The organism is Pseudomonas vancouverensis (assembly GCF_004348895.1).
GTDB lineage: Bacteria > Pseudomonadota > Gammaproteobacteria > Pseudomonadales > Pseudomonadaceae > Aquipseudomonas > Aquipseudomonas vancouverensis.
The window spans coordinates 30,532-45,189 of record NZ_RRZK01000011.1 but is presented as its reverse complement, the minus strand read 5'-3'; the positions used below and the strand labels follow the sequence as shown (position 1 = coordinate 45,189).

The following is a 14,658-nucleotide window of genomic DNA, read 5'->3' as shown; positions in this document are numbered from 1 at the left end:
CCATGGGCAAATTTCCTTTCGGCAAAACTTGCGAAAAGCGACAGTAGGCTAAGCTAAGGGTCAGCTAATTGCCCCCGATGCTCGCGGCTGCAGTAGTTGGTTTTTCCTGGAGAGCGTCTGCAACAGCTATTTCAGAAAGACCCGACAATTTGCGCAGGACTGCCGTGATGACCGAGCCCACCCTCAGTTTTGACGAACTCAAGCGTGCTGCCGCCGCAGGCGAAATCGATACCGTTCTGGTGTGCATGGTCGACATGCAGGGACGCCTGGTCGGCAAGCGCTTCCAGGTCGAATTTTTCATTGATAGCGGCCACGAAGAAACCCACTGCTGCAACTACCTGCTGGCCGATGACATCGACATGGAGCCGGTGCCCGGCTACGCGGCAGCCAGCTGGAGCAAAGGCTACGGCGACTTCGTCCTCAAGCCGGACATGAGCACCCTGCGCAAGGTGCCCTGGCTGGAATGCACGGCGCTGGTGCTGTGCGATGTGCTCGATCACCACCATCGGCAAGACCTGCCCCACAGCCCCCGGGCGATCCTGAAAAAACAGGTCGAACGCCTGCGTGAGCGCGGCTACACCGGCATGTTCGCCTCGGAACTGGAGTTCTACCTGTTCGACGAGAGCTACGAGGCCATCCACAAGCGCAACTACTTCAAGCCAAAGACCGCCGGTCATTACATCGAGGATTACAACATCCTCCAGACCACCCGCGAAGAACCGGTGCTGCGCGCCATTCGCAAGCACCTGCAGGCCTGCGGCATTCCCGTGGAGAACTCCAAGGGCGAATGGGGACCGGGCCAGGAAGAAATCAACATCCGCTACGCCGATGCGCTGACCATGGCCGACCACCACGTCATCATCAAACACGCGTGCAAGGAGATCGCCCAACTCCAGGGCAAGGCAATCACCTTCATGGCCAAGTGGCGCTATGACGCTGCCGGTTCCAGCAGCCACATCCACAATTCACTGTGGGACAAGCACGGCAAGAAGCCGCTGTTTTTCGATGCCAAGGCCGAGTTTGGCATGTCGAAACTGATGCGTTCCTGGGTCGCCGGGCAGCTCAAATACGCCAACGACATCACCTGTTTTCTCGCCCCCTACATCAACTCCTACAAGCGTTTTCAGGCCGGCACGTTCGCGCCGACCCGTGCGGTCTGGAGCCTGGACAATCGCACCGCCGGCTTCCGTTTGTGCGCCGAAGGCAGCAAGTCCATCCGCATCGAATGCCGCATCGGCGGGGCCGATCTCAACCCCTACCTGGCGTTCGCCGCGCTGATCGCCGCCGGCCTTGCGGGGATCGACGAAAAGCTCAGCCTTACCCCGCCCTTCGAAGGTGATGCCTACCTCGACGAGCAATTGCCGGAAGTCTCCAAGACCCTGCGCGAGGCCAGCGCCGCCCTCAAGCACTCGGGCATGTTGCGCGAAGCCTTCGGTGACGAGGTGGTCGACCATTACGTGCACACCGCCGAATGGGAGCAGAAAGAGTACGACCGGCGCGTGACCGACTGGGAACTGCAGCGCGGCTTCGAACGTTACTGACACCAGGGTGGTTGAGAACATCATGACTGCAACGATTCAACTGATTTCCCCGGTTGATGGCCGGGTCTATGCCGAACGTCCGTACACCACGCCGGCTCAGATCGAACAGGCACTGCAGGCCGCCGCCAGCGCCCAGGCGCAGTGGCAACGCCGGCCCCTGAGCGAACGCGCGGCGTTTTGCAATGCCGTGGTTGACGCCATGCTCGGCATGAAAGACCAGATCGTCCCGGAACTGGCCTGGCAGATGGGCCGTCCGGTGCGTTTTGGCGCCGGCGAGCTGCGCGGTTTCGAGGAGCGGGCGCGGCACATGATCGCCATCGCCGCGCAAGCTCTGGCAGTGGTCGAACCCTCGCCCGTCGCGGGTTTTCGTCGCTTCATCAAACGTGATCCATTGGGCACCGTGCTGGTGGTTGCGCCGTGGAATTACCCTTACCTGACGGCGGTCAACAGCATCATTCCGGCGTTGATGGCCGGCAACAGCGTGATCCTCAAACATGCCTCGCAAACCCTGCTGGTGGGCGAACGATTCGCCGAAGCCATGCACCGCGCGCATTTACCCGAGGGGCTGTTCCACAACCTGCTGCTCAGCCATACCGACACCGGCGCGATGATTGCCAGCGGACGCGTGCAGCAAGTGAACTTCACAGGTTCGGTGGATGCCGGCAAAGCCATGGAGAGCGCCGCCACCGGACGCTTCCTCGGTCTGGGCCTGGAATTGGGCGGCAAGGACCCGGCCTATGTACGCGCCGATGCCAACCTGGAGCATGCCGTGGAAAACCTGGTGGACGGCAGTTTCTTCAACTCCGGGCAGAGTTGCTGCGCCGTGGAGCGGATCTACGTCGATGAAAAAATCTACCCGGCATTCGTCGAGGGTTTCGCCGCCCTCACCCGCCAGTACGTATTGGGCAACCCCTTGGATGAGGCGACCACGCTGGGCCCGATGGTGACACCCGGTGCGGCCATGTTCGTGCGCGGGCAGATCGCCGAAGCGCTGGCCCAGGGTGCGCGGGCGCTGATCGATCCACAGGCTTTTGCTGCCGATGTGCCCGGCGGCGCGTACCTCGCCCCTCAAGTGCTGGTCGATGTGAGCCATCAGATGTCAGTCATGCGCGACGAAAGCTTCGGCCCGGTGGTCGGCATCATGCCGGTCAAGGGCGATGACCAAGCCATCGCCCTGATGAACGACAGTGAGTTCGGGCTCAGCGCCTCGATCTGGACCCGCGACCTTGATGCCGCCGAGCGTCTGGGCGAGCAGGTCGACACCGGCACCCTGTTCATGAACCGCTGCGATTACCTCGACCCGGCCCTGGCCTGGACCGGGGTGAAGAACAGCGGACGCGGCGTCACCCTGTCGAGCCTGGGCTACGAGCACCTGACCCGCGCCAAATCCTTCCATTTGCGCCACGAGATCTGAACCATGAGCCTGACTGGAAACTGGAACTACCCCACGAGCATTCGTTTCGGCGCCGGGCGCATCGCCGAGCTGGCCGAGGTCTGTCGCGCCCAGGGAATCCAGCGACCCTTGCTGGTCACCGACAGTGGCCTGGCGAAAGCGCCGATCACCCTCGCCGCACTGGACGCCATGCGCGATGCCGGCCTGGGTGCGGCGCTGTTCAGCGACCTCAAGCCCAACCCGGTCGAAGCCAACCTGGCCGGTGGTCTCGACGCCTGGCGCAACGGCAAGCACGATGGCGTGGTGGCTTTCGGCGGCGGCAGCGGCCTGGACATGGGCAAGCTCATTGCGTTCATGAGCGGTCAGTCCCGTCCGGTCTGGGATTTCGAGGACATCGGCGACTACTGGACCCGCGCCGATGAGAGTCGCATCGCCCCGGTGATCGCCGTGCCGACCACGGCCGGCACCGGTTCCGAAGTGGGCCGCGCGGCGGTGATCATCGACGAGCGCACGCACACCAAACGCATCATCTTCCATCCGAAAATGATGCCACGCGTAGTCATCAGTGACCCGACCCTAAGCGTCGGCATGCCGGCCAAAATCACCGCCGGGACCGGCATGGACGCCCTGTCCCATTGCCTTGAAGCTTACTGCGCCCCCGGTTTCCACCCGCTGGCCGACGGCATTGCGGTCGAGGGCATGCGTCTGGTGAGCCAGGCATTGGTGCGCGCCGTGCACGTACCTGACGACCTCGAAGCCCGCGGGCAGATGCTCGCCGCGGCGGCCATGGGTGCGACGGCCTTTCAGAAAGGCCTGGGCGGCATGCACGCGTTGGCCCATCCCATCGGCGCGCTGTACGACACCCATCACGGCATGACCAACGCGACGTTGATGCCCTATGTGCTGAAGTTCAATCGCCCGGCCATCGAGGAACGCATTACGCGCCTGGCCGCCTGGTTGGGCCTGCCCTCCCCGGGCTTCGACAGCTTTCTCGCGTTCATCCTCAAGCTGCGTAAGGACATCGCCGTGCCGCACACGCTGTTCGAGCTGGGCGTGGACGACAAGCAGGCCGAGCTGATCGCGGACATGGCCATCGTCGACCCGTCGGCCGGCGGCAACCCGCTGCCCCTGACCCGGGCCGGCGTGGCGGAGATTTTCAGCGCGGCGTATCACGGCCGCCTGTAGAGCAATCGACTGCCCGGCGTCGCCATAGGGGCAGGTTTCAGGCAACAGACAACAGGAGCAGTACGACAAGGGGTTGAAGGCCAGGCCATCCGAGAACCGGGTGGATGCGTATCAAAACCTGCAGGGGCACATGCAATGAACTCTAACAATCAGCCCGATACGGGCGCACCGCTGGACGATGACACCAAGGCGCTGCACAGCATGGGCTATGCCCAGCAACTCTCGCGTCGGATGGGAGTATTCTCCAATTTCGCGATTTCCTTCTCGATCATCTGCATCCTCTCCGGCGGGATCAACTCACTGGCCCAGGGCACTTCGGGCGCGGGCGGTGCTTCCATCGGTATCGGCTGGCCGATCGGCTGCCTGATTTCCGGGGTCTTTGCCCTGGCCATGGCGCAGATTTCCTCGGCCTACCCTACCGCCGGCGGCCTGTATCACTGGGGCTCGATCCTCGGCAACCGCTTCACCGGCTGGCTGACCGCCTGGTTCAACCTGCTCGGGCTGGTGACGGTGTTGGGGGCGATCAACGTCGGCACCTATTACTTCTTCTTCGGCGCCTTTGGTCCGGCGCTGGGCATGGAAGACACGACCACTGTCCGGGTGATTTTTCTCGCGGTGCTGACCGGTCTGCAGGCGCTGTGCAACCACCTGGGTATCGGCCTGACCGCCAGGCTCACCGATTTTTCCGGTTACCTGATTTTCGCCACGGCACTGGCCCTGACCATCGTCTGCCTGATCTTCGCCCCCAGCTACGAGTTCTCGCGGCTGTGGACCTTCAGCAACTATTCGGGCGATGCCGGCGGCGCGGTCTGGCCGCAAGTGTCCAACGGCTGGATCTTCATGCTCGGCCTGCTGCTGCCGATCTACACCATCACCGGCTACGACGCCTCGGCGCACACCTCGGAGGAAACCCGTAATGCGGCGGTTTCGGTGCCGCGCGGCATGGTCATGTCGGTGGTCTGGTCGTTGCTGTTTGGCTGGCTGATGCTCTGCTCGTTCGTGCTGTTGCTACCGAACATGGATGATGCAGCCAAGCAAGGCTGGAACGTGTTTTTCTGGGCGATGAACACCCAGGTCAGCCCCGGTGTGAAAGAGGCGCTGTACCTGGCGATCTTCGTCTCGCAAATCCTCTGCGGGCTGGCGACCGTGACCTCAGTGTCGCGGATGATCTTCGCTTTCTCCCGGGATGGCGGCCTGCCCTGCTCCAAGGCGCTGTCTTCGGTCTCGCCGAAGTTTCGCAGCCCGGTGGCCGCGATCTGGACCGGTGCCGTGCTGGCGGTACTGTTCGACTGGGGTTCGTCGGTGATCTCGGTCGGCGCCACGCCGGTCTACACCATCGTCGTCTCCTGCACGGTGATCTTCCTGTTCTTCTCGTTCATCATCCCCATCGTGCTCGGGCTGTTCGCCTACGGCACCTCGAAATGGCCGACCATGGGCCCCTGGAGCATGGGCCGCTTCTGGTACACGGTGGTCGCCCTGCTCTCGGTGCTGTCGATGGTGATCATTTTCATCATTGGCATTCAGCCACCGAACGACTGGGCGCTGTACATCACCATCGGCTTCCTGATCCTGACCGCCATCGTCTGGTTCGGCTTTGAAGCCCGGCGCTTCCAGGGCCCACCGATTGGCGACGTGATCGTCAAGCGTCAGGCAGAGATCGCCGCGGCGGAAGCGGCGCTGAACAAACACGCGAACGGTTGATCGCGACTGCATAAAAAAACCGGAGCACAGTGAGGTGCTCCGGTTTTTTTATTCGCGATAAATGTCAGGCCAATTCGACGCGTAACTTGCGGGCGGCGTTGACCATGTGCACCAGTGCCGCTTCGGTTTCCGGCCAGCCGCGGGTTTTCAGGCCGCAGTCCGGGTTGACCCACAGGCGTTCAGCCGGAATTCGCTGCGCCGCCTTGCGCAACAGGTTGGCCATTTCCGCCGAGTCCGGTACCCGTGGCGAATGGATGTCGTACACGCCCGGGCCGATTTCGTTGGGGTACGCGAAGGCTTCGAACGCGTCCAGCAGCTCCATGTCCGACCGCGAGGTCTCGATGGTGATCACGTCGGCATCCATGGCGGCGATGGACTCGATCACGTCGTTGAATTCGCTGTAGCACATGTGCGTGTGGATCTGGGTTTCGTCACGCACGCCGCTGGCACACAAGCGGAACACTTCGGTTGCCCAGTCCAGGTAGTGCTGCCACTGCGCCTGGCGCAACGGCAAGCCTTCACGGAACGCCGCTTCATCGATCTGCACGATCCTGATGCCGGCCGCTTCCAGGTCGACCACTTCGTCGCGAATGGCCAGGGCCAGCTGACGCGCCTGCACTTCACGGCTCACGTCTTCGCGGGGGAACGACCACATCAGCATGGTCACGGGACCGGTGAGCATGCCCTTCATCACCTTGTCGGTGAGGCCCTGGGCGTAGCGAATCCACTCCACGGTCATGGCGTTCGGGCGGCTCAGGTCGCCGAAGATCACCGCCGGTTTCACGCAACGCGAACCGTAGCTCTGCACCCAGCCGAACCGGGTGAACACGTAGCCGTCGAGTTGCTCGGCGAAGTACTCGACCATGTCGTTGCGTTCGGCCTCACCGTGCACCAGCACATCCAGGCCCAGGCGTTCCTGCACCTGCACGGCGTGACGGATCTCGCTGTGCATGGCTTCGGTGTACTCGGCTTCGGTCAGCTTGCCTTGCTTGAACGACTGACGCGCCAGCCGGATCGACGCGGTTTGCGGGAACGAACCGATGGTGGTGGTCGGGAACAGTGGCAGGTTCAAACCGGCGCGCTGTTTCTCGATGCGTTGGGCGAACAGCGATTGGCGCTGGCTGTCTTTGGCGGTAATCGCTGCGACGCGGGCCTGAACCGCAGGCTTGTGGATACGTGGCGAAGCAGCACGGGCGGCCTGAACGGCACGGCTTTGCGCCAAGGCTTCAACGACCCTGGGTGCCTGCGGTTGATTGACGGCCTGGGCCAATACCGCCACCTCTTCACACTTCTGCACGGCAAAGGCCAGCCAGCTTTTCAACTCGGCATCGAGCTTGTCTTCGCGGCCCAGGTCCACCGGGCTGTGCAACAGCGAGCAGGACGGTGCAACCCACAGGCGATCGCCCAGACGCTCGCTGGCGTGTTGCAAGGTCACCAGGGCTTTTTCCAGGTCGCAACGCCAGACGTTGCGGCCATTGACCACTCCCAGCGACAAGACTTTATAGGCCGGCAGGCGATCGAGAATGGTCGGGTACTGGTCCGGTGCGCGCACCAGGTCGATGTGCAGGCCGTCGACCGGCAGGTTGGCGGCCAGGCCAAGGTTCTCTTCCAGACCACCAAAATAGGTGGCGACCAGTTTCTTCAGCGGGTCGCGCTGGATCAGGTTGTAGGCGCGCTCAAAGGCATTTTTCCAGGCTTGCGGCAGGTCGAGGACCAGAATCGGTTCGTCGATCTGTACCCAATCAACGCCTTGCGCAGCGAGACGCTGGAAGATCTGGCCATACAGCGGCAACAGACGATCGAGCAGGTCCAGCTTGTCGAACTCGGCGCCCTTGGCCTTGCCCAGCCATAGGTACGTCAGCGGGCCAATGATCACCGGCTTGACGTTGTGACCCAGTGCGCGGGCTTCTTCGACCTCTTCGAAGAGTTGCTCCCAACCCAGCTGGAACTGCTGGTCAGCACTGAATTCCGGGACCAGGTAGTGGTAGTTGGTGTCGAACCACTTGGTCATTTCCTGGGCGTGGGCACCGCCGCAGCAGCTGTCGCTGACACCACGGGCCATGCCGAACAGGGTTTGCAGGGTGTTCTTGCTGTCATGAGGGCGGAAACGTTCCGGGACTACACCAAACATCAGCGAGTGGGTCAGCACCTGGTCGTACCAGGCGAAATCGCCTACCGGCAGCAGTTCGATGCCGGCGTCTTTCTGCAAATCCCAGTGACGCTTGCGCAGGTCACGGCCAACGGCGCGCAGGCCGGCTTCGTCCAGTTCGCCCTTCCAGAACGCTTCTTGAGCCTTTTTCAGTTCGCGGTCGCGACCGATGCGGGGAAATCCAAGGGAATGGGCCAAAGCCATGACAAAAACTCCATGTGGTTGATGGCGTCATTGTCGTAACTCGGGTACTTGTGAGACAAACTCATTTTAATCGTGATGATCACGAGTTTTGCTCATCAAGGCAGATTCATGTTCAGCGGCCCATCGCCCCCTGATTCCGTTCAATCGCAGCCTAGCCGTGGAGGTAATACAGCTTGTTGATGATCACCCAGCGGCCGTCGACTTTCAGCAGCGACAGGTAATCGGTAAAGCGCATGCCGGCATAGTCGTCGATGACTTTGACCGTGGCCGCGTCCCCCGTGACATCCACATGCAATACTTGCCAGAACGGCTGCACCCCCGCTGCCGCCGGCCCTTCTACCTTGATGGCGGCGATGAAATCATCGAGCGATGCCCATTCCAGTTCCTGCTGATAGTGGCCGATGATGCAACAGGCGGGATGAAAGGCCTGGCGCAACAAGGCTTCGTCGGCAAATACCATGCCCTGCACGTAGTTGCGCACGGCAAGGTCAATCTGTTCAGCGTCAGTCGAATGCGTAGTCATGTCGGGTCTCCGGTCGTGTTTGTCTTCACCTGTCAAACAACCTCCCCCCGGGCTGATCCGGCAAAAAGTCTAGCAGCGCATCGCCCGTTGTCCCGTCCCGTATCACGACAACTTCATGGCGCCAGACATCAAATGTTCATTATCGGAGCGGTGCTTGATGCTAATCTGCCACCACTTCGCGGCAGGAATAATAACGAGTGATCCGCCGGTCCTTCTCCTCTCTGAACTTTCTGCAGTTGCTGCTCATGAGTCTGTGCGCGGCGACCCTGGTATTTCTATGGGCCCTGCATTTCCAGCAGGAAGCCACCTCGCAGCATGAGGCCCTGGCGGCCAAATCCGCCGAACACCTGAACCTGGCGACGATTGCCGCGGAAAACCTGCGCCAACTGGTGGATCGTGCCCAGGCCGTGGGCAAGGTGACACGCAGCGACATCGAGAACCTCGGGCAACAGAGTCGCGGGCTGGTGCGCATGCTCGCCGAAGACCCGGTGTTCAAGCGCATGAGCCTGTACGACAGCGACGGGCGCCTGTTGTCGACCAGCCATTCCGAAGAACCGCAAGAGCTGCCGGTACAGTGGATGACGCAACTGCGCCGGCACACCAGCCAATACGGTTTCAAACCGCTGCTGCCCGACCTGTCGTCGCCGGTCAATTCGTCGCTGCCCAACTGGCGCTTGCCCTTCCTGTTGCCGTTGGTGGATTCGGCCAGCGGCAAAATGGACAGCATCCTCGTCGTGCAACTGGACATCGGCTATCTGGCCGGCCTGTTCGAGCACATCGACCTGGGCCAGAGCGGCATGCTGCGCTTGCTCGACAGCGACGGTCAGGAGCGTTTACGCATCAGCAACAGCGGCGTGGTGTTGTCCGGCGTGCCCATCACCCCGGAATTGCCGGGCAGCGGTGACCTGGCGGGCAAGGTCACCCAGTTTGTCGGCATCGAACCGTTCCAGAGCATGTACCTGCGCGTGCCCCAGCGCGGCTTCACGGTGATGGTCAGCCAGGCCGACGATGAAATCCTCGAGTCGTCGCGGCAGACCTACAGGCGCCAGTTCTGGCTCAACCTGAGCATGACCGTGCTGATTCTGGTCAGCCTGATGTGGACCCTACGGGTGCTGCGCAAACGTCAGGAGGCGTTCAACGCCCTGGAGCAGGCACAACAGGTCAACCAGCAACTGATCGGCCGCCTCGAAGAAGAGCACCGACGCAGCAGCCATGCCGCCGCCACCGATCACCTGAGCGGCCTGCACAACCGTCGGCAGTTCCTCGAAGTCGCCGCGTTCACCCTGTCGCGTCAGCGTGGCAAACGCCAGTTGCTGGCGATCCTGTTCATCGACATGGACCGCTTCAAATCGATCAATGACTCGCTCGGGCACAAGGTCGGCGACCTGTTGCTGCAAGCGGTGGCCGGGCGCATTCAACGGCTGCTGGAACCCGGCGACGAAGCAGCGCGTTTCGGCGGCGACGAATTTGTGGTGTTGCTGGCGGGTGAACGCACCGAGGAGCAAATCGATACCTGGGTGCGGACCCTGGTACAGAAGCTGTCGGCGATCTATTCGCTCAACCATCACGAACTGCGCACCAGCCCGAGCGTCGGCGTCAGCCTGTGCCCGCGGGATGGCCAGGACATCGATGAGTTGATCCGCAGCGCCGATGCCGCGATGTATTCGGCCAAACGCGCCGGTCGCGGCCAGTATCGTTATTTCGACCCTTCGCTGAACGTTGCCGACATTGAAGAGTTCACCCTCGAGCAAGCCTTTGGCGAAGCCTTGAGCGAGCGGCAATTCATCCTGCATTACCAGCCGCAGATCCGCCTCGACACCCTGCTGGTCGACGGTTACGAAGCGCTGGTGCGTTGGGAACACCCGGAGTTCGGCCTGCTCTACCCGGATCGTTTCATCTCCCTGGCCGAGCGCAGCGGCTTCATCGTCGCCCTGGGTTGGGAGGTGCTGCGCCTGGCCTGCGAGAGCCTGATCCTGTGGCAACGGCAAGGTCGCTACATTCCGCTGTCGATCAACGTGTCGACGATCCAGTTGCGCCAGGCCGACTTCAGTGACCGGGTGCTGGCCGAACTGGATCGTTACGCCATTGAGCCGCACTACCTGGAACTGGAGATCACCGAAACCACAGTGCTGGACAATCAGGGCCAGGCCATCGAACACCTGCAGCGCCTGCGCAATGCCGGCCTGCACATCAGCCTTGACGACTTCGGCAAGGGTTACGCCGGTTTTGCCCACTTGCAATCGTTGCCGCTGACCAAGCTGAAGATCGACCGCACGCTGATCGCACCGCTCTCCAACAGCCCCGACGACAGTCCGATTGTCTCGTCGACCATCATCCTGGCCAAACGCCTGGGGCTGGAAATCGTCGCCGAAGGCGTGGAAACCCGCGAGCAGGTGGTGTGCCTGAAACTGGCCGGCTGCGACGTGGCCCAGGGTTATCACTTCAGCCGGCCGTTGTCGGCGGCGCAACTTGACCAATACGCCCCTTTCATCAACTCAGTGGAAACTCCATGCGTGCAGTGAAATGGTTCACCGCTTTGGTAATGGCTTGTTTTCTCACCACCCCGGCGTACGCCAAATGCACCCAGCAGGGCTTGCGCATTGCCGTCATTCCGAAGAAGAACATGGACGTGCTGCGCGAGCACAAACCCCTGGCGGATCGACTCAGCGCCGAGCTGCACATGCCGGTGGACATCGTGCCCTCTTCTTCTTATGAGAGTGTGGTCGACGCCATCGTCTCCGGCGGCGTGGACATCGCCTGGCTGGGCCCGGCGTCCTACATGCTGGCCTACCAGCGCGACCCGCGGATCGAGCCATTCGCCAGCCTGACCATCAGCGGCGGCTACTTCACCCCGGCGGGCCATCACTACCAGGCGCTGTTGCTGGCACGCGGTGACCAGGCCAGCGACTGGACCGCGCTGCGCGGCAAACGCGTGGTGCTCACCGACCCGGCCAGCACCTCCGGCAGCGTGGTACCCAACACCGAGTTCTCGACGCTGGCGGGTCAACCGCTGCTGCAGTTTTTCAGCTCCATTGTCTATTCGGGCTCCCATGACAAATCCATGGATGCGCTGCTCGAAGGCAAGGTGGATGCGGCGTTTGTCTCCAGCGTGCGCGCCGACGCCTACCTGAACAGCGGCAAGATCGGCCGCGACACCTTCAAGGTGCTGTGGCGCTCGGACCCGATCTACTACGACCCGTTCGTGTTCAGCGGCAGCCTCTGCGCGCCGCTGAAAAAGCGCATTCGCGCGGCCATGCTGAGCAACCAAGAACAACTGGCGAGCTTCCTCGACTCCCAGGAAGCCAGCGGCATCGTCTCGGTCACTCACGCCGAATATGCGCCCTTGCTGCACATGATGCAGGCACGGCCCTAGCCTTAGACCCAATGTGGCGAGGGAGCTTGCTCCCGTTGGACTGCGCAGCAGTCCCAGCTTTTCGAGTGAAGAGCTGGGGCCGCTTCGCGACCCAACGGGAGCAAGCTCCCTCGCCACAATTATTGCCCCAGTTAATTTCATGGATCATGCCTGTAGAGGCAGAAATGATCTGCCTCTACAGGACCGATCAGATCTCCCAGATCAGGTTGACCGCTGCATAACGCCCCGGCTGGGTCAGGCGATCAAGACCCGCGGCATTTTCGTCGCGGCCCTGCACGTCACCCCAGTTCCAGTACTTCTTGTCGGTAACGTTGAACAGGCCACCGTTGATCGACACTTGCTGGGTCACCTGCCACCAGGCGCTCAGGTCGAGGGTGCCGTAGCCCGGGGTTTCGAACTGGCGAGTGATCAACTGGTCGGCATCGCCGCTGTGGTCGACACGGTCCTTGGCCTGAACCAGGGTCCACATCAACTGACCGCCGTACACGCCGTTCGGCGCATCGTAGGCCAGGCCCATGACGGCCTTCAGCGGGTCGACACTGTTGAGTGCCTCGCCGGTGTCTTCGTTCTTGCCACGGGCATAGGCGATCGAACCCAGGGCGCGGGTGCCGGCTGGCATGAAGGCGTCCAGCTTGACGTCACCCTTGGCCTCGGCACCGCGGATGGTGACCTTACTGACGTTTTGCGACTGGAAGGTCAGCGGAATGTCGCTGGTCGGATCGACAAAGCTGACGGTGTCGATGAAGTCCTTGTACTTGTTGTAGAACAGCGCGATACCGAAGCTGCCCAGGTCGTAGCGACCGCGCAGGCCGGTCTCGAAGCTGTCGCTGGTTTCCGCCTTGAGGTTCGGGTTGCCGATCTGCTTGTAGCCGAATTGCGGGTTGCTGAACTCACCGAACATGTTGACCGGGTTCGGAGCACGGAAACCGGCGGCGTATTGGCCGTACAGGCTTTCGTGGTCGGTCAGCTGATAGGTCACGCCGAATTTCGGCGAGATGTGATCGTCGGTGATGCGCGACGGATCGGTGTCCGACGGCAGGCCGTTGAGGTACTCATTGGTGACGTGCGGCGTCTGGCGGTAGTAGTCGTAGCGCAGGCCCGGCAGCAAGGTCCAGCGCCCGATTTCGATGCTGTCCTGGACGAACAGGCCGAGGGATTCGCTGGTCGGGTCCGGGAAGTCGCTGACCGGGAAGTTCTCGGTGGCGGGCACGGTGGCGCCGGTGTCCAGGCGCACTTCCTTGCCGGTGCGCAGGTTGCTCGACTCGATGCGCTTGTACTCGCCGCCGTAGATCAGGTGATGTTGGGTGTCGGCAATCGCGAATTCTTTGTCGAGCTGGGTATTGAGGCTCCACAGACGCTCATCGTAGGACGACTCGCGGGTCCGCAGGCGGTTGACCCGCGCGGTGGTCTGACGCTGCTGCAACGTGTCCTGATGGTTGCTGCTTTCCTGGTAGTTCAACTGCCATTGCAGCTTGTCCGCCATCGCGCTGTCCAGGCTCAGGGTGTGCGCCAGGCTGTAGCGGGTGCGGTCGATGCTGTCCTTGGCCTGCGAGCCGAGGATCGCCGGGCTGGTGACGGTCGCTCGGGTGACGATATCGCTCAGCAGGTTGCTGTCGGCATCGTCCTGATAACGCTCGTAGGTGAACTGCAGGCGATCGCCGTCGCCGTAGTCCCAGCCGAGTTTGGCCAGCACGTTTTCGGTGGTGTAGTCGAGCGGGTTGGCCTCTTCGCGGCTGGCGCCGACGCCGCCGGTGCTGCCGGCGGTATCGGTGGACTGGCCGTCACGGCGCCCCAGGTGCAGCAAGCCATCAACGCTGCCGGTGCGGCCGGCGAAGGTGGCGCTGCGCTGCCAGCTGTCATCGCTGCCGTCGTAGCCGGTCTTGAAGCGTGCGTAGGTATCGTCACCCTCTTCGAGGTAGTCACCGGCGTCCTTGGTCATGTAGCTGACCGCGCCGCCAATGGCATCACTGCCGTACAGCGAAGACGCCGGGCCGCGGATGATTTCCACCTGCTTGATGGTGTCGAGGTCGACGTAGTTGCTGCGCACGTCCTGGAACGGGCTGAAGAAGTTGCTCTGCGGCACGCGCACGCCGTCGACCTGGGTCAGTACACGGTTGCCGTCGATACCGCGGATGTTCGCCCCGGACAGACCGAAGCGGCTGCCGGTGCCGCTGACCGACACGCCCGGCTCATAACGCACCAGGTCCTTGAGGTCCTTGTCGTTCTGCTGGTCGATTTCACGTTCGGTGTGCACCGACACCGTGCTTGGCACCTGCATCAGGGTCTGCTCGGTGCGAGTGGCGGTCACGCTGACGGTATCGAACTGGGTCACAGGTTCGGCGGCGAAGGCGAGCGAAGGCGAGAGCAGCAGCAAGGACAGCCAGGGACGCTGGGCGAATGGCGGGCGGATCGACATCTAACTTTTACTCCTGGGTCTGACAGCGGTCACACGCATGCAGGATTCAAGGGGGTCTGCGCGGGTGACGGACACTGTCCGGCGTGTGTTTGATTTTGTTATGACCAAAGCGTTTGCACCCTTTCTGTCGAAGGGCTGTATACAAAAACGCTTGTCGACAGCGGCGGCGAAGA

The 14,658-nt window shown here is 62.2% G+C and carries 9 protein-coding genes; 6 read left to right on the top strand and 3 right to left on the bottom strand.

Going from position 1 to position 14,658, the window contains the following annotated elements:
- Nucleotides 1–167: 167 nt before the first annotated feature.
- The 4 genes from EIY72_RS11720 (at nt 168) to EIY72_RS11705 (ending at nt 5,820) form a co-directional block, all read left to right on the top strand.
- Nucleotides 168–1,541 carry a glutamine synthetase family protein gene (locus EIY72_RS11720; protein ID WP_093223001.1) on the top strand — a complete coding sequence of 458 codons (1,374 nt, stop codon included), beginning with the start codon at nt 168–170 and terminating at the stop codon, nt 1,539–1,541.
- Between the two features lie 22 nt (nt 1,542–1,563).
- The gene (locus EIY72_RS11715) at nt 1,564–2,955 is read left to right on the top strand and encodes an aldehyde dehydrogenase family protein (RefSeq protein WP_093223004.1); all 1,392 of its coding nucleotides are present in this window, start codon (nt 1,564–1,566) and stop codon (nt 2,953–2,955) included.
- Nucleotides 2,956–2,958: 3 nt separating this feature from the next.
- The gene (locus EIY72_RS11710; protein WP_093223005.1) at nt 2,959–4,119 is read left to right on the top strand and encodes an iron-containing alcohol dehydrogenase; all 1,161 of its coding nucleotides are present in this window, start codon (nt 2,959–2,961) and stop codon (nt 4,117–4,119) included.
- A 135-nt stretch (nt 4,120–4,254) separates the two neighbouring features.
- On the top strand, nt 4,255–5,820 hold the full coding sequence (locus tag EIY72_RS11705; protein ID WP_093223007.1) for an amino acid permease: 1,566 nt from the start codon (nt 4,255–4,257) through the stop codon (nt 5,818–5,820).
- A 64-nt stretch (nt 5,821–5,884) separates the two neighbouring features.
- Here EIY72_RS11705 and metE read toward each other — a convergent pair whose 3' ends face one another.
- Both metE and EIY72_RS11695 read right to left on the bottom strand, forming a co-directional pair.
- Nucleotides 5,885–8,173 carry a 5-methyltetrahydropteroyltriglutamate--homocysteine S-methyltransferase gene (gene metE / locus EIY72_RS11700; RefSeq protein WP_093223010.1) on the bottom strand — a complete coding sequence of 763 codons (2,289 nt, stop codon included), beginning with the start codon at nt 8,171–8,173 and terminating at the stop codon, nt 5,885–5,887.
- A 151-nt stretch (nt 8,174–8,324) separates the two neighbouring features.
- A complete protein-coding gene (locus tag EIY72_RS11695; protein ID WP_093223013.1) occupies nt 8,325–8,696 on the bottom strand; it encodes a nuclear transport factor 2 family protein in 372 nt (123 codons plus the stop codon).
- A gap of 197 nt (nt 8,697–8,893) precedes the next feature.
- Between EIY72_RS11695 and EIY72_RS11690 the strand changes: the two genes are divergently transcribed.
- Complete coding sequence (locus EIY72_RS11690) at nt 8,894–11,218, top strand: bifunctional diguanylate cyclase/phosphodiesterase (RefSeq protein WP_093223016.1); 2,325 nt, start codon at nt 8,894–8,896, stop codon at nt 11,216–11,218.
- Nucleotides 11,206–12,069: a phosphate/phosphite/phosphonate ABC transporter substrate-binding protein gene (locus EIY72_RS11685; protein WP_093223019.1), complete on the top strand. Its 864-nt coding sequence runs from the start codon at nt 11,206–11,208 to the stop codon at nt 12,067–12,069. The genes EIY72_RS11690 and EIY72_RS11685 overlap by 13 nt, the downstream gene beginning before the upstream one ends.
- A 187-nt stretch (nt 12,070–12,256) precedes the next feature.
- Here EIY72_RS11685 and EIY72_RS11680 read toward each other — a convergent pair whose 3' ends face one another.
- Nucleotides 12,257–14,485 (bottom strand): TonB-dependent hemoglobin/transferrin/lactoferrin family receptor, encoded by a 2,229-nt coding sequence (locus EIY72_RS11680; protein ID WP_093223022.1) that lies wholly within the window; start codon nt 14,483–14,485, stop codon nt 12,257–12,259.
- Nucleotides 14,486–14,658 lie beyond the last annotated feature (173 nt).